Source organism: Streptomyces sp. NPDC048002 (assembly GCF_040653275.1).
Lineage (GTDB): Bacteria > Actinomycetota > Actinomycetes > Streptomycetales > Streptomycetaceae > Streptomyces.
This window is the reverse complement of record NZ_JBEZNL010000033.1, coordinates 1-13,993: the sequence shown is the minus strand read 5'-3', so window position 1 is coordinate 13,993 and position 13,993 is coordinate 1. Positions and strand designations below refer to the sequence as shown.

The following is a 13,993-nucleotide window of genomic DNA, read 5'->3' as shown; positions in this document are numbered from 1 at the left end:
CTGCCTCCGGGCGCCGGTGCTCACCGGGTCCCCGCGCTCCTGAGGATCACCGGCACCAACGTCCGTGCCGCGTCCACGACTTCGCGCACCGACACCTGCTCGCGCGCGCTGTGGGCGACCTGGATGTCACCGGGCCCGTACTGGAGCGTGGGTATCCCGGCACCGGCGTAGAGCCGCAGATCGCTGCCGTACGTCGCACCCCGCACCGGCGGCCTGCCGTCGCCGACCGCGTCCTCCCGCGCGTCCCGCACCAGCGCGGCCAGGGGATGCCCCTCCGGCAGCGCCCCGCTCGCGAACTGCCCGCCCGGCCAGGTCACCGTCGCCGGATGGTCCCGCAGCCACGGGTCCGCGTCACACGCCTCGGCCACGCACCGCTCGAACTCGGCCCGCGCGGCGGCCGGTTCCTCCCCCAGCCGCACCCCGAGCCGCCCCTCGGCGACCAGCAGGTCGGGCACGCTGCTCGCCCAGTCACCGGCACGCAGCGTGCCGATGGACAGTCCGTACGGGATCGGGTGCTCGGCCATCAGCGGCGCCGGGTCCCGGTTGCGGTCCGCCTCCAGCACGGCCAGCGCCCGGTGCAGCGGCAGGAACGCGTCGATCGCGCTCACGCCCTGATCGCGCGAACTGCCGTGCGCGGAAAGGCCCGGCACCGCGAGCCGGAAGGTCAGGGCGCCCGCGTTGGCGGTGATCACGCGTCCGCCGGTCGGCTCGGTGATGACACAGGCGTCACCGCGGTGGCCCCGGCGCAGGGTGCCGAAGGCGCCGAGTCCGCCGTCCTCCTCCCCCACCACGAAGTGCACGGCGACCTTCCCGCGCAGCCGGACACCGGCCGCCCGGATTGCGGCCAGCGCGGCGAGGTGGGCGGCCAGGCCCGCCTTCATGTCGCAGGCGCCGCGCCCGTGCACGAGGTCCCCGGTGACCCGGGGGACGAACGGATCGCCCGCCCAGGCGGCGGGATCGCCGGGCGGTACGACGTCCACGTGGCCCTGGAGGACCAGCGTCGGCCCGTCCTCGCCGCCGGTGGTGCCGACCAGCCCCCACGCCTCCTCGCGCGGGGCCTCCGAGCCGGGGAAGTCGGGGTCGGCGCGCAGGGCGGCCAGGTCCATCGACCACAAATCCACGTCCAGGCCCAGCAGTTCGAGCCGTCGGGCCAGCAGGTGCTGCAACTCCGACTCGGCCGCGCTGCCGGTGACGCTGGGCACCTCGATCAGCTCCAGCAGCGTACGGACCGCGTCACCCTCGTCGACGGCGGCGAGCGCGGCACCCTCTTCACGGCTCAACATGAGCCGGAGCCTAACGGCCGCCCCGTACGGCCGCCCCGTCCGGGCGGCAGAGCACCGCAGGGCCTGCGCCCCGCCGGCCCCCTCCGGCACGGACCGAGGCCGGGCAGGCCGGGGCGGGTCCGCGCAGGCCGGAGCGGGTCCGCGCAGGCCGGAGCGGGTCCGCGCCCGCTTCCCCGGCCCCGAGGCTGCTTCGCACCCGCCCCGGAGGCCGTCCGCACCCGCCGGACCTCCACCGGCACGCCGGTGGTGGACGCGGTGGTGGACGGCCCGCGATGCCGCCCGGCCCGCCGGACGGCCAGGCGTGCGAGCGGAGCGGGGCCACCCGCCCGCGGGCCCACCCCCGCAGGGCCACCCCCGCGGGGCCACCCGCCCGCGTGCCCACCCGCCCGGCGCCGTCGACCGGCCCGGTGGCGCAGGTCAGGGCTCCACGGCGGGATCCGTGTCGTAGCCCGCCCCGACCGTGAAGCCGATGACCGAGCCGCCCCCGGGGCGGCGGGCCGCGAAGGTCGCGCCGCCGTGGGCCAGGGCGACCTCCCGCACGATCGACAGGCCGAGCCCGGAGCCGGGCAGGGAACGGGCGTCCGTGGCCCGGTAGAAGCGGTCGAAGACGTGAGTGAGGTCGTCGTCCGTGATGCCGGGGCCGCGGTCGAGGACCTCCACCCGCACCGTGCCGTGCACGGCGGGACCGGCCACGTTGATCTCGATCGGCGCGGTGCCGCCCCGGTCGAACTTGGCCGCGTTCTCCACGAGGTTGGAGATCGCCCGCTGGAGCATCCCCGGCCGCCCGTCGGTCGTGGTGTCCCCGCTGGCCCGTACCTCGATCCGCCGCCCGGTGCGCCGCCCGGACAGCCCCGCCACGTCCTCCGCGAGGTCCGCGAGATCCACCCGCTGCGGCGGCTCCGAGTCGGACTGCCCGGCCGCCAGGTCGACCAACTCGTTGACGAGGTCGGTCAGTTCCAGCGCCTCCTGGGCGAGGTCGGCCACCAGTTCGTCCCGGGTGCCGGGCGGGAACTCGTCGATCCGGCGCAGCAGGGAGATGTTGGTGCGCAGCGAGGTCAGCGGGGTGCGCAGCTCGTGCCCGGCGTCCTGGACCAGCCGCCGCTGGTCCTCCTCGGACTGGGCGAGCCGCCCCAGCATCCGGTCGAAGGCGCGGCCCAGCCGCCCCACCTCGTCGTATCCGGCCACCGGGACCTGGATACCGAGCCGCCGGGTGCGGGCCACGTCCTCGGCGGCGGAGGTCAGGACGATCAGTCTGCGGGTGATCCGGCGGGCCAGCCACCACCCGAACAGCCCGGCGCCGGTCACGACGGCGGACATCAGGATCAGCGTCCGCTGCTGGAGCGCCCGGAGCAGGTCCTCGGTGTCGCTGAACTCCTGGGCGATCTGCACCGCCCCGCGCCCGTCCCCGAGCGACACCGTGGCGATCCGGTACACGTCGCTGCCGACGTCGACGTCCGCGTGGACCACCCAGCTGCCCGAGGGCCGCTCCGCCGCGATCCGCCGGTCGGCGTCGGTGACGGGCAGCCCCGGCCGGCCCGGGTCGTAGACGGAGCCGTCCGGGCCGAGCACCTGCACATCGGTCCGCGCGGGACGGACCAGATCGTGTCCGGGCGCGGTGGAGGAGAAGTCCTCCGGGTCCATCCGCCGGGCGCCGACCTCGTTGCGCACGTCCTGGACGACCTCGTCGAAGACGGACTGCTGGTCCACCCGCACCAGCCGGGCGGCGGCGCTGTAGGAGAGGATGCCGACGAGCACGGTGACCGCGGCGGTCACCGCGGCGAAGGACACCGCGAAGGTGGTACGCAGCGAGGCCAGGCGCGGACGCCGGTCCCGCAGCAGCCGCCGGACACGGCCCACTCAGTCCTCCCGGAGCACGTAACCCACGCCGCGCACCGTGTGGATCAGCGGCGGGGCGCCGGGCTCGTCGAGCTTGCGGCGCAGATAGCCGACGTAGACGGCGAGGTTCTTGGAGCCGGGGCCGAAGTCGTAGCCCCAGATCCGGTCGTAGATGGTGGCGTGGTCGAGGACGATCCCGGCGTTGCGGACCAGCAGTTCCAGCAGCTCGAACTCGGTGCGGGTCAGCTCCAGCTCGCGCGGGCCGCGCCAGACGCGGCGGGCCTGGGGGTCCATGCGCAGCCCGGCCGCCTCCAGCCACCGGTCGGGCGCCTGCGCGGGCGTCTGTTCCGGGGCCTGCGCCGGGGCCGGCCGGGGGAACTCGGCGGTGCCGTTCTCGCCCTGGCCGGTGCGGCGCAGCAGGGCGCGCAGCCGGGCGAAGACCTCCTCGACGTCGAAGGGCTTGACGACGTAGTCGTCCGCGCCGGCGTCCAGCCCCGCGATGCGGTCCTGGGTCTCCACGAGCGCCGTCAGCATCAGGATCGGGGTGCGGTCGCCCTCGGCGCGCAGCACGCGGCAGACCTGGAGGCCGTCGATGCCGGGCATCATCACGTCCAGGACGAGCACGTCCGGCGGCGAGGTGTGGGCCTGCGCGAGCGCCTCCACGCCGTCGGCGACCGCGGTGACCCGGTAGCCCTCCAGGGTCAGGGCACGCTCCAGGGCGTGCCGGATGGCGCGGTCGTCTTCGGCGAGGAGCACGGTCTGAGGCACGCCGCCAGTCTGCCAAGCCGTACGGCCGTCCAGCGGGACGGGCGGGTCGGCGGTGGGCCTTTTTACCTGCCTCTCACCGTCACGGACGCGGTCCCTCACGGTCCCTCACCGTCCCCCACGATCCCTCACGGTCGTACGGGCCACCCGGCCCTCCACCGGAACGGACGCGGTTGGGCCCGGCCTCGCGCCCCACACACCGTCCGTCCGGCCGGCCCCGGAACGGGCCGGCCGGACGGGGCACGCGCTCAGGCCCCGCCCTCAGGGCCGGAGCGCCGCGAGCTGCTCCTCGAACGGCACCAGGCGGTCCTGGGCCGGCACGGCCGCCGCCGCCCGCAGCCCGGTCATCAGCGCGGCCAGTTCCCCGGCCGCCCGATCGATCCGCCCGTCCAGACCCTCGGCACCCCAGTCCTCCGAGGCGGCGTAGACGCCGGTCGGGACGGCCACGGCCCGCAGGTAGGCGAAGAGCGGGCGCAGGGCGTGCTCCAGGACGAGGCTGTGCCGGGCGGTGCCGCCGGTCGCGGCGAGCAGCACCGGCTTCCCGGCCAGCGCGTCCTTGTCGAGGACGTCGAAGAAGGACTTGAACAGTCCGCTGTACGAGGCCGAGAACACCGGCGTGACCACGACCAGCCCGTCCGCCTCGGTGACCGCCCGCTGGGCCGCGGCCAGCTTCGGCCCGGCGAAGCCGTTGGTGAAGTTGTGCGCGATCTCCACGGCGAGGTCGCGCAGCTCCACCACCTCCACCTCGGCGGAGGTCCGCCCGCGCACCGCGGCGGCCAGCCGGTCGCCGAGCAGCCGGGTGGAGGACGGGACGCTCAGCCCCGCCGAGACGACGACGAGCTTCATCGGACGGTCACCTCCTGGGCGGACTTCTCCTGCGCGGACTTCTCCTGCGCGGCCTTGAGGGATGCGTGGGTCGGGGCGTCCGGCACGTCCGCCGGACGGTTCTTCGCGAACTCCTCGCGCAGCACCGGCACGACCTCCTCGCCGAGCAGGTCGAGCTGCTCCAGCACGGTCTTCAGGGGCAGTCCGGCGTGGTCCATCAGGAACAGCTGGCGCTGGTAGTCGCCGGCGTACTCGCGGAAGGACAGCGTCTTCTCGATGACCTGCTGCGGGGAGCCGACGGTCAGCGGGGTCTGCTCGGTGAAGTCCTCCAGGGAGGGCCCGTGGCCGTAGACCGGGGCGTTGTCGAAGTAGGGGCGGAACTCGCGCACCGCGTCCTGGGAGTTCTTCCGCATGAACACCTGCCCGCCGAGGCCGACGACGGCCTGCTCGGCGGTGCCGTGGCCGTAGTGGGCGTAGCGGCTGCGGTACAGCTCGACCATCCGCTTGGTGTGGTCGGCCGGCCAGAAGATGTTGTTGTGGAAGAAGCCGTCGCCGTAGTACGCGGCCTGCTCGGCGATCTCCGGGGAGCGGATGGAGCCGTGCCAGACGAACGGCGCGACGCCGTCCAGCGGGCGGGGCGTGGAGGTGAAGCCCTGGAGCGGGCTGCGGAACTTGCCCTCCCAGTTCACCACGTCCTCCCGCCACAGCCGGTGGACCAGGGCGTAGTTCTCGATCGCGAGGTTGATGCCCTGCCGGATGTCCTGCCCGAACCACGGATAGACGGGACCTGTGTTCCCGCGGCCCATCATCAGGTCGACGCGCCCGTCGGCCAGGTGCTGGAGCATCGCGAAGTCCTCGGCGATCTTCACCGGGTCGTTGGTGGTGATGAGGGTGGTGGAGGTGGAGAGGACCAGCCGCTCCGTCCGCGCCGCGATGTAGCCGAGCATGGTCGTCGGCGACGACGGCACGAACGGCGGGTTGTGGTGCTCACCGGTCGCGAAGACGTCCAGGCCGACCTCTTCGGCCTTCAGCGCGATGGCGACCATGGCCTTGATGCGCTCACGCTCGGTCGGCGTCCGGCCCGTGGTGGGGTCCGGCGTGACGTCGCCGACGCTGAAGATCCCGAACTGCATGGTCGCTCACCCTCCAGGTTGTTGACGGTTCAACTATACCCCTGGAACGGAGCCCGTGCGCGCGGTATTCCCCCTCCCCGGAACGGGCGCCGGAGACGGGACCGACCGGGTGCGCCCCTCCCCCACCCCAGGGGCGCGACCGGCCGACGACACCGGGGCGCCCGCCTCACGGCACCAGCACCAGCCGCCCGCGCACCCCGCCCTCCGCCAGCCGGGCGTGCGCCCGCGCCGCCTCGTCCAGGGCGTACGTACCGGCCACCCGGAGCGTCAGGACCCCCTTCTCCACCAGCCCGACCAGCTCGGCCAGGCGCGCCCCGTCGGCACGCACCTCCACCGCCGCGGTACGCACCCCCCGCACCGGCGCGGGCTGGGCCCCCGGGATCACCCCGACGTACGCGCCACCGTCCCGCACCCGCTCCAGCGCCGGCTCTCCGAGCACCGCCGCGTCGAGCACCGCGTCGAAGCCGCCCTCCTCCGCACCCGCGAGGCGAGCCGCGCCCAGCGACCTCACCAGATCCGCGTCCGCCTCGCGGGCCAGCGCGGTCACCGCGATCCCGCGGTGCGCGGCGAGCTGGACGGCGTATCCGCCCACCGCCCCCGCGGCCCCCGTCACCAGCAGCGACCGTCCGGGCGCGACCTCCAGCAGATCCAGGGCCTGGGCCGCGGTCAGCGCGTTCAGCGGAACCGTGGCCGCCCGTACGGCGTCGGCCCCGGCGGGCGCCTTGGCCACCGCGTCCGCGTCCACCACGGCGTACTCGGCGTGCGTGCCGAGCGGCTTCACCGTGCCGTGGAGCAGCGCCACCACCTCCTCGCCGACCGTCCACCCGGCGTCGGCCCCCACCGCGTCCACCGTCCCCGCGACGTCCCAGCCCAGCCCGAGCCGCTCGCCCGCGCCGCCGAAGACGCCCTCCCGTACCCCGGCGTCCACCGGGTTCAGCGCCGCCGCCCCGACCTTGATCCGTATCTGCCGCGCCCCCGGCTCGGGCACCTCGGTCTCCACGACCTCCACGGCCTCGGGCCCACCGAACGTCGAAACCACCACAGCACGCATAACCGACCGCTCCTCGAATGGAGTTGCTCGCCTCGGTATCTCCTCGGCATCAGCAACCCTAGGAAGAGCTACTATCCATTCGTAAGTAGTTACCTGAAGGTGCGTTCATCACCCGGAGGTGAGCCATGGCGACGAAGACGGCGGCACAGCGGCGCGAGGAGGCCCGCGTCGAGTACGACGCCTTCCTGCGCGGCTGCCCCACCAACCAGCTGCTGGACCGCATCAGCGACAAGTGGGTCAGCCTGGTGGTCTCCGCGCTCGCCGCCGGGCCCATGCGCTACAGCGACCTGGGCCGCAAGATCGCCGGGGTCAGCCCCAAGATGCTCACGCAGACCCTGCGCGCCCTGGAGCGGGACGGCATCCTCTCCCGCACGGTCACCCCGTCCGTACCGGTGCGCGTCGACTACGAGCTGACCCCGCTCGGCCACAGCCTGGCCATGCTGCTGACGGCCGTGAAGAACTGGGCGGAGACCCACATCGACCAGGTGCACGCGGCGCGCGAGCGCTACGACGAGGAGGACCGGACGCCGGCCCCGGCGGCCTCCGCGGCTCAGAAGTAGTACGCGTCGCCGGTGTCGAGGACCAGCACCCGCTGCCGGTCGTTGTCCGGGTTGCGGTCCACGGCGCCGCCGCTCCACACCGTGTCGATCTCCAGCCCGACCTCCGAGGGCACCTCGCGCAGCCACACCCGCAGCGTGATCCGCTCGCCCACCTCGTCCGCCTCCAGCGCACCCACCCGGCACAGCACCGCCCGCGCCCCGGAGCGGGCGCAGCCCTCCGGGAGCCACTGGCGGTCGGCGAGCGGCTCCGACCAGCGCAGCCGTACCGTCGCGTCCTCCACCGCCGAGGGCCCGTGGTTGCGCGGGGTCAGCCGCAGGTCGACCTGGCCGAAGGCCAGCGACGCGGCCCCGTGGTAGGAGAGGTCCGCCTCCCGCTCCTGGACCGCGCCGGCCCCCGAAGCGGCACCGGTCACCGCCAGCACCGCCGCGATCCCGGCCCCGAGCACCCGCACACGCCGCATACCGCCCACTCCTTCGCGCTCACCCGCCATGGGTCATCCCGTCGTACGGATGTATCCCACGCGCGCCGCGCCGCAGGCGCCGTCCATCAGGTGACGACGCCCGGACCCCACCGCACCCCACGACCCCGTCGGCCACCCCGCCTGCGGCCCCGCGCCCACGCACCGAGACCCCGATCCGCCCCGCCGGGCCCCCGCCTATCCTGGCCGGACAGGACAGCCACGTCCGGACCCGGTCACGCCCCTAGGAGCAGCCCCATGGCCCCCGCCGCACCCTCCGCAGACTCCCGCATCGCCGTCGTCACCGGTGCGAGCAGCGGAATCGGCGCCGCCACCGCGCGCCGGCTCGCCGCGGCCGGTCACCGGGTCGTCCTCACCGCCCGCCGCAAGGACCGCATCGAGGCGCTGGCCGAGGAGATCAACGCGGCCGGGCACTCGGCCGTCGCCTACCAGCTGGACGTCACCGACCGCGCCGCGGTCGACGAGTTCGCCACCGCCTTCCGGGCGATCTCCCTCCTCGTCAACAACGCCGGCGGCGCCCTCGGCGCCGACCCCGTCGCCACCGGCGACCCGGCGGACTGGCGCACGATGTACGAGACGAACGTCATCGGCACCCTCAACCTCACCCAGGCCCTGCTCCCGAAGCTGGAGGCGAGCGGCGACGGCACGGTGGTCGTGGTGTCGTCGACGGCGGGCCACGGCACGTACGAGGGCGGCGGTGGCTACGTCGCCGCCAAGCACGGCGCGCACGTCCTCGCCGAGACCCTCCGGCTGGAGATCGTCGGCAAGCCGGTCCGGGTCGTCGAGATCGCGCCCGGCATGGTGAAGACGGACGAGTTCGCGCTCACCCGCTTCGGCGGCGACACGGAGAAGGCCGCCAAGGTGTACCAGGGCGTGGCGGAGCCGCTGAGCGCCGACGACGTCGCCGACACGATCACCTGGGCGGTGACCCGCCCCAGCCACGTCAACATCGACCTGCTGGTGGTGCGCCCCCGCGCCCAGGCCTCGAACACGAAGGTCCACCGCGAGGTCTGACGACGGGCGGGCGCCACGCCGAAAACCCCCGACGCGGAGACGGCCCGCCGCTGTACAACCGTGATCGTGGACCGGCGCATACGCTTCGACGCCCTGCACAACTTCCGTGACCTGGGCGGCTGTCGGACCACCGACGGCCGCCTGGTCCGCACCGGCCGCCTCTACCGCGCCGACTCCCTCGGCAAGTTGCGCGAGGGCACCGAGGACTGGTCCCGCTTCCTCGCCCTCGGCGTCCGTACGGTGATCGACCTGCGCCACCCGTGGGAGATCGAGGCCCGCGGCCGCGTCCCGGAGCACGCCTCCCTCACCTACCGCAACCTCGGCATCGAGCACCGCCCCTACGACCAGGCGGCGCTCACCGCGGACGTCGACGCGGGCCCGTACCTGGCGGAACGGTTCATGGAGGTCGCCGAGGACGGCACCGAGGAGATCCGCCAGGACCTCGAACTCATCGCCGGATCAGCGAAGTCGGCCGAACCCTGGTCTTCCACTGCGCCTCGGGCAAGGACCGCACAGGGCAGGTGGCGGCACTGGTCCTGACCCTCCTGGACGTCCCGGAGGAGACGATCGTCGAGGACTTCACCCTCACCAACCGCTTGTGAAGCCCCCGATTTAGCTCATACGGGTGATCACGTCCGATTACTCGAACGGCACCCGAACTGACACCTAGGCTCGCACCACACCACAAAAGAGACGACCCTCGATGGGGACTGCCATCCCCACCGAGGGCCTGACCAGCAAGGAAGGAACCACTTCCTCATGGCTGACCGCGAGACTACCGCTCACCGCTTCATGGACCTCACGGTCCCCGAATACGCCTACATGTTCGGCTTCTTACAGGCGGACGGGCACCTGAGCCGGGGTGTGGGACAGAAGGGGAGACTGACCGTCGAGATCAGCGCCCGCGATATCGACGTCCTGCGTGAATTCCAGCGGCTCACGCCTTACTACAGCAGCATCACCGGGCGCACTCGGTCCACCAACTTCGCCGATACCCACACCTCGGCCATCTGGACACTTTGTTCTCTGGAAGCCAGAACCCGGCTCAACGAACTCGGTCTCCCTTACGGCCACAAGTCCCGGACGGTCTCGCCACCGAGCAGCACCGCGTTCTCCCACCGGGACTACCTCCGCGGAATCATCGACGCAGACGGTTCCGTCGGGCACACCAACCGGGGCTTGCCCTTCGTCTCCCTGACCACCGCCAGCACGCCGATCGCCGCCTTCCTGTCCACGTACGCACAGGAGATCACGGGCTCGCAGCGCACCCTGAAGCGCAATGCCCGAGACGGTATCTACAACGTCCTCTACACGAAGGAGAACGCCCAAGCTCTGGCAGCACACCTCTACTACGAGGGCTGTCTGTCACTTCAGCGCAAACAAGCGGCCGCCGAGTCGCTCGGTTCCTGGGTACGGCCGGAAAGCATGCGCATCGCGCCACCGCGACGCCGTTGGACCGCGCAGGAGGATCACATCCTGCTGGAGTTGAAGAGCCCGACCGCTGCCGCCCGCGCGCTCGGCCGGACCGCACAGAGCTGCAATCTTCGGCACTGGCGTCTTCGCAACGGCATGATCCCGCAGCCGAACGAGAAGTAACGGACCAACGGACAGTGAGGCCCCGGCGGTCGCCACCGGAGCCTCACTGGCTGGTCAGCCCTTCACGCAGATGAACTGCTTCAGCTTGGCCACGACCTCGACGAGGTCCCGCTGCTGAGCCATCACGTGGTCGATGTTCTTGTAGGCGGCCGGAATCTCGTCCAGAACTCCGGAGTCCTTGCGGCACTCGACGCCCCGAGTCTGCTCCTCCAGATCCCTCACCGTGAACCGGCGCTTGGCGGCATTACGGCTCATGCGCCGACCCGCCCCGTGCGAAGCGGAATTGAAGGCCTTCTCGTTGCCGAGTCCCTTCACGATGTACGAGCTGGTGCCCATCGAGCCCGGGATGATCCCGTACTCCCCGGTGCCCGCGCGGATCGCGCCCTTTCGCGTGACCAGCAGGTCCATGCCCTCGTACCGCTCCTCCGCCACGTAGTTGTGATGACAGGAGATCTCCGGTTCGAAGGTCACCTTCGCCTTCTTGAACTCCTTGCGAATGACGTCCTTCAGGAGCGCCATCATGATCGCGCGGTTGTACTTGGCGTACTCCTGCGCCCAGTACAGGTCGTTCCGGTACGCGGCCATCTGCGGGGTGTCCGAGACGAACACCGCGAGATCGCGATCAACCAGGCCCTGGTTGTGCGGGAGTCGCTGAGCGACACCGATGTGGTACTCCGCCAGTTCCTTGCCGATGTTCCGGGAGCCGGAGTGCAGCATGAGCCAGACCGCACCCTCTGAATCCGTACAGGTCTCGATCAGGTGGTTACCGCCTCCCAGCGTCCCCATCTGCTTCGTGGCCCGTTCCTGGCGGAACCTCACCGCTTCCGCGACGCCGTCGAACCGCCCCCAGAAGTCGTCCCACCCCGCGGTGGCCAGGCCGTGGAAGCCGCCCGGGTCGACGGGCGAGTCATGCATCCCCCGCCCCACCGGAATCGCCTGCTCGATCTTCGAGCGGAGGCGGGACAGGTCGCCGGGGAGGTCGTTGGCCGTGAGGGACGTCTTCACCGCGGACATTCCGCAGCCGATGTCCACCCCGACCGCCGCCGGGCACACCGCACCCTGCATCGCGATGACCGAGCCGACCGTCGCGCCCTTGCCGAAGTGGACGTCCGGCATGACCGCCAGGCCCTTGATCCAGGGCAGGGTCGCCACGTTCCGCAGCTGCTGGAGGGCCACGTCCTCCACCGTCGCCGGATCGGTCCACATGCGGATCGGAACCTTCGCGCCCGGCATCTCCACGTACGACATATCGCCCTCATTCCCCCGGAAACCGACACAAGTCTTAAATCGCAAAACCGGCGCCAAGGTCAATGAATGGGACAACGGACCGGCGTCCACGGCAGTGCGTGCGATACACATTGTCTCCAGGGGCCGCCCCCACCCCGCAAACGATTAACCCGCAGCGAGAGGAGCCGACCGTGCAGCGGAAGGCGTACGTACCCGGCGCCGCCGCGCTCCTCGCGGCCCTGCTGGCCGGCTGCACCGGCGCCTCCGCGGACGGCGGCGACACGGACAACTCCAACCCGGGCGACTCCGGCACCGCGTCGGCCGCGGCCGAACCCGGCCGCTACCGCACCCTCCCCGAGCCCTGCGGCGCCGCCGACCCGGACACCCTCGACCTGCTGCTGCCCGGCATCCAGCAACTCGCCGACGAGGAACAGCGGGAGCGGGCCTACGAGGGCACCGCGACCCTCACCTACGACACCGACCGCAAGGTCGGCTGCCGCTGGAAGGTGGAGTCCGCTGACGCCACCGACCACCTCTTCGTCGACTTCGAGCGCGTGGTCTCGTACGACAACGCCGTCAGCGACGACAGCCAGGCCGAGCAGATCTTCGCCACCCGGCAGACGGCCGCCAACCTCCCCGAGCCGACGGTCACGGACTCCGACCCCGTCCCCACCGGCAGCCCCACCGCCACCCCGAGCGGCTCCGCCTCCTCGACGCCCTCCGACGACGCCTCCGCCTCGCCGTCCGCCACCCCCACCGACCTCCAGCCCCGCGTCCTGGACGACCTCGGGGACGAGGCGTTCCTGGACGACGCGTTGAGCAGCGCCGGTTCGACGGCCCAGCAGCGCACGGTGACTGTGGCGTTCCGCACGTCCAACGTCATCGTGACCGTCGAGTACGAGGAGCAGCCCGCCGTCGTCGGCGCCGTCCCGGACAGCGAGGAAATGCAGGACAGGGCAAGGAAACTGGCCGCCGAACTGGCCGAGTCACTGGCCGAGTGAGGCCGGTTCGGGCCCGTTCGCGAAGAAGGCGAAAGCAAAACGCCCGGCTTGCTCACCGCGTACCGTGGCCCCTCGGACCCGATCCGACGGCAGGAACCACGAGTCTGATGAGTGAAGGAACCATGCAGCGAACAGCCCAGCGTGACCCGAGCGACCAGCGAGCCCGGCGCCTTCCCCGCGCCCTTGTCTGCGCGGCTGCCGTCCCCGCGATGCTGATCGCCGCCGGCTGCTCCTCCGACTCCGGTTCCGGTTCGGACGAGGCGGGCAAGGACTCCGCGGCGAGCGCCTCGGCCTCGGCGAGCCCCTCGCCCACGGTGCAGGCTGCCGCGTACGACAAGCTGCCGGACTCCTGCGACGTGCTGTCGAAGGACACTCTCGGCGATCTCGTACCGAAGAGTGGCAAGTCGGGCAAGGAGGGCTCGTCCGACGACACCGCGACGCGCGCCAGTTGCTCCTGGAGCAGCCTCGAGAACAACGGCGTGGACGGCTCGCAGTTCCGCTGGCTCAATGTCTCGCTGCTGCGCTTCGAGTCGGACGTCACCCGCGGCGAGGGCGACAAGCTGGCGCAGGAGTACTACGCCAAGCAGGTCGGGGACGTCCAGGCGGTGGACGGCGCGAAGAACGTGAAGTCCGAGCCGGTCGCCGGGACGGGCGACGAGGCGACGCTGGTGCGCTACGACCTGAAGAAGAAGGAAGGCGCCTTCAAGCAGCAGACGGTGGTGGCCCGGGTCGAGAACGTGGTCATCACCCTCGACTACAACGGCGCCGGTCTCGCCGGTGAGAAGACGCCGAGCGCGGACACCCTCGCCAAGCTGGCGGAGAAGGCCGCCAAGGAGGCCGTGGCCGCGGTGACCGAGGCCAACGGCAGCGGCACCTCCACCGGCAAGGCGCCGTCCGCGTCGGCCTCGGAGTCCGCTTCCAAGTCGTCCTCGAAGGCGTCCTCCCAGTCCTCGTAGCGGGCGTCTTCGACGACATCCTCGAAGACCTCTTCGAAGAAGAGCTGACCTACCGGCAACGCGTACGCCGCACACATGTGCCACCCTGTTGCGCGCAACAACACGCAAGGGGAGGGGAGTGCGGGTGGCCGCGCCAATACAGCTGACCCGGATGCACCGCGTTCTCATCGGCGTGGTCGTGTTCGGCGCCGTGATCATCGCCGGCATCGGCTTCGCGGGTTCGTACGCCGCCGTGCGGGAACTGGCCCTCAAGAAGGGCTTCGGGAA

Annotated in this window: 16 protein-coding genes; 8 read left to right on the top strand and 8 right to left on the bottom strand. The window is 72.1% G+C overall.

Translation table 11 applies throughout. The annotated features are described in order from the left end of the window. Window positions 1-20: 20 nt before the first annotated feature. The 6 genes from AB0E07_RS29995 to AB0E07_RS29970 all read right to left on the bottom strand — a co-directional run bounded on the left by AB0E07_RS29995 (window position 21) and on the right by AB0E07_RS29970 (window position 6,893). On the bottom strand, window positions 21-1,283 hold the full coding sequence (locus AB0E07_RS29995; RefSeq protein ID WP_362259062.1) for an ArgE/DapE family deacylase: 1,263 nt from the start codon (window positions 1,281-1,283) through the stop codon (window positions 21-23). 417 nt (window positions 1,284-1,700) lie between these two features. Further along, window positions 1,701-3,140 (bottom strand): HAMP domain-containing sensor histidine kinase, encoded by a 1,440-nt coding sequence (locus AB0E07_RS29990; RefSeq protein WP_362259059.1) that lies wholly within the window; start codon window positions 3,138-3,140, stop codon window positions 1,701-1,703. Further along, window positions 3,141-3,887 (bottom strand): response regulator transcription factor, encoded by a 747-nt coding sequence (locus tag AB0E07_RS29985; protein ID WP_362259056.1) that lies wholly within the window; start codon window positions 3,885-3,887, stop codon window positions 3,141-3,143. A 258-nt stretch (window positions 3,888-4,145) separates the two neighbouring features. After that, window positions 4,146-4,730 (bottom strand): FMN reductase, encoded by a 585-nt coding sequence (locus AB0E07_RS29980; RefSeq protein ID WP_362259052.1) that lies wholly within the window; start codon window positions 4,728-4,730, stop codon window positions 4,146-4,148. Beyond that, window positions 4,727-5,842, bottom strand: a complete 1,116-nt coding sequence (locus AB0E07_RS29975) for an LLM class flavin-dependent oxidoreductase (RefSeq protein WP_362259049.1) — start codon at window positions 5,840-5,842, stop codon at window positions 4,727-4,729. The genes AB0E07_RS29980 and AB0E07_RS29975 overlap by 4 nt, the downstream gene beginning before the upstream one ends. A gap of 166 nt (window positions 5,843-6,008) precedes the next feature. Then, the gene (locus AB0E07_RS29970; RefSeq protein WP_362259046.1) at window positions 6,009-6,893 is read right to left on the bottom strand and encodes an NADP-dependent oxidoreductase; all 885 of its coding nucleotides are present in this window, start codon (window positions 6,891-6,893) and stop codon (window positions 6,009-6,011) included. Between the two features lie 125 nt (window positions 6,894-7,018). Between AB0E07_RS29970 and AB0E07_RS29965 the strand changes: the two genes are divergently transcribed. Further along, complete coding sequence (locus tag AB0E07_RS29965; RefSeq protein ID WP_362259044.1) at window positions 7,019-7,453, top strand: helix-turn-helix domain-containing protein; 435 nt, start codon at window positions 7,019-7,021, stop codon at window positions 7,451-7,453. Here the strand turns inward: AB0E07_RS29965 and AB0E07_RS29960 are convergent. After that, window positions 7,444-7,914 (bottom strand): hypothetical protein, encoded by a 471-nt coding sequence (locus AB0E07_RS29960; RefSeq protein ID WP_362259041.1) that lies wholly within the window; start codon window positions 7,912-7,914, stop codon window positions 7,444-7,446. The genes AB0E07_RS29965 and AB0E07_RS29960 overlap by 10 nt on opposite strands. A gap of 255 nt (window positions 7,915-8,169) precedes the next feature. On the opposite strand from AB0E07_RS29960, the gene AB0E07_RS29955 reads away from it, so the two are divergent. From AB0E07_RS29955 to AB0E07_RS29940, 4 genes are all read left to right on the top strand, one after another. After that, on the top strand, window positions 8,170-8,946 hold the full coding sequence (locus tag AB0E07_RS29955) for an SDR family NAD(P)-dependent oxidoreductase (RefSeq protein ID WP_362259038.1): 777 nt from the start codon (window positions 8,170-8,172) through the stop codon (window positions 8,944-8,946). Between the two features lie 66 nt (window positions 8,947-9,012). After that, complete coding sequence (locus AB0E07_RS29950) at window positions 9,013-9,486, top strand: tyrosine-protein phosphatase (RefSeq protein ID WP_362259035.1); 474 nt, start codon at window positions 9,013-9,015, stop codon at window positions 9,484-9,486. After that, the gene (locus AB0E07_RS29945; RefSeq protein WP_362259273.1) at window positions 9,468-9,548 is read left to right on the top strand and encodes a tyrosine-protein phosphatase; all 81 of its coding nucleotides are present in this window, start codon (window positions 9,468-9,470) and stop codon (window positions 9,546-9,548) included. Before AB0E07_RS29950 ends, AB0E07_RS29945 begins: the two co-directional genes overlap by 19 nt. 157 nt (window positions 9,549-9,705) lie before the next feature. Beyond that, complete coding sequence (locus AB0E07_RS29940) at window positions 9,706-10,542, top strand: LAGLIDADG family homing endonuclease (protein ID WP_362259032.1); 837 nt, start codon at window positions 9,706-9,708, stop codon at window positions 10,540-10,542. Window positions 10,543-10,596: 54 nt separating this feature from the next. Here the strand turns inward: AB0E07_RS29940 and AB0E07_RS29935 are convergent, their stop codons facing one another. Beyond that, a complete protein-coding gene (locus tag AB0E07_RS29935; protein WP_362259029.1) occupies window positions 10,597-11,790 on the bottom strand; it encodes an RtcB family protein in 1,194 nt (397 codons plus the stop codon). A 170-nt stretch (window positions 11,791-11,960) separates the two neighbouring features. Between AB0E07_RS29935 and AB0E07_RS29930 the strand changes: the two genes are divergently transcribed. The 3 genes from AB0E07_RS29930 to AB0E07_RS29920 all read left to right on the top strand — a co-directional run. Then, window positions 11,961-12,770 (top strand): DUF3558 domain-containing protein, encoded by an 810-nt coding sequence (locus tag AB0E07_RS29930; RefSeq protein ID WP_362259026.1) that lies wholly within the window; start codon window positions 11,961-11,963, stop codon window positions 12,768-12,770. Window positions 12,771-12,877: 107 nt separating this feature from the next. After that, complete coding sequence (locus tag AB0E07_RS29925) at window positions 12,878-13,726, top strand: DUF3558 family protein (protein ID WP_362259023.1); 849 nt, start codon at window positions 12,878-12,880, stop codon at window positions 13,724-13,726. Between the two features lie 124 nt (window positions 13,727-13,850). Next, window positions 13,851-13,993: DUF2637 domain-containing protein (locus tag AB0E07_RS29920; RefSeq protein WP_362259270.1), on the top strand; the 143-nt coding region annotated here is incomplete at its 3' end.

Coding starts and splice junctions, on each gene's coding strand:
- AB0E07_RS29995 (WP_362259062.1), bottom strand. CDS start 1,283: ATGTTGAGCCGTGAAGAGGGTGCCGCGCTCGCCGCCGTCGACGAGGGT.
- AB0E07_RS29980 (WP_362259052.1), bottom strand. CDS start 4,730: ATGAAGCTCGTCGTCGTCTCGGCGGGGCTGAGCGTCCCGTCCTCCACC.
- AB0E07_RS29975 (WP_362259049.1), bottom strand. CDS start 5,842: ATGCAGTTCGGGATCTTCAGCGTCGGCGACGTCACGCCGGACCCCACC.
- AB0E07_RS29970 (WP_362259046.1), bottom strand. CDS start 6,893: ATGCGTGCTGTGGTGGTTTCGACGTTCGGTGGGCCCGAGGCCGTGGAG.
- AB0E07_RS29965 (WP_362259044.1), top strand. CDS start 7,019: ATGGCGACGAAGACGGCGGCACAGCGGCGCGAGGAGGCCCGCGTCGAG.
- AB0E07_RS29960 (WP_362259041.1), bottom strand. CDS start 7,914: ATGCGGCGTGTGCGGGTGCTCGGGGCCGGGATCGCGGCGGTGCTGGCG.
- AB0E07_RS29955 (WP_362259038.1), top strand. CDS start 8,170: ATGGCCCCCGCCGCACCCTCCGCAGACTCCCGCATCGCCGTCGTCACC.
- AB0E07_RS29940 (WP_362259032.1), top strand. CDS start 9,706: ATGGCTGACCGCGAGACTACCGCTCACCGCTTCATGGACCTCACGGTC.
- AB0E07_RS29935 (WP_362259029.1), bottom strand. CDS start 11,790: ATGTCGTACGTGGAGATGCCGGGCGCGAAGGTTCCGATCCGCATGTGG.
- AB0E07_RS29925 (WP_362259023.1), top strand. CDS start 12,878: ATGAGTGAAGGAACCATGCAGCGAACAGCCCAGCGTGACCCGAGCGAC.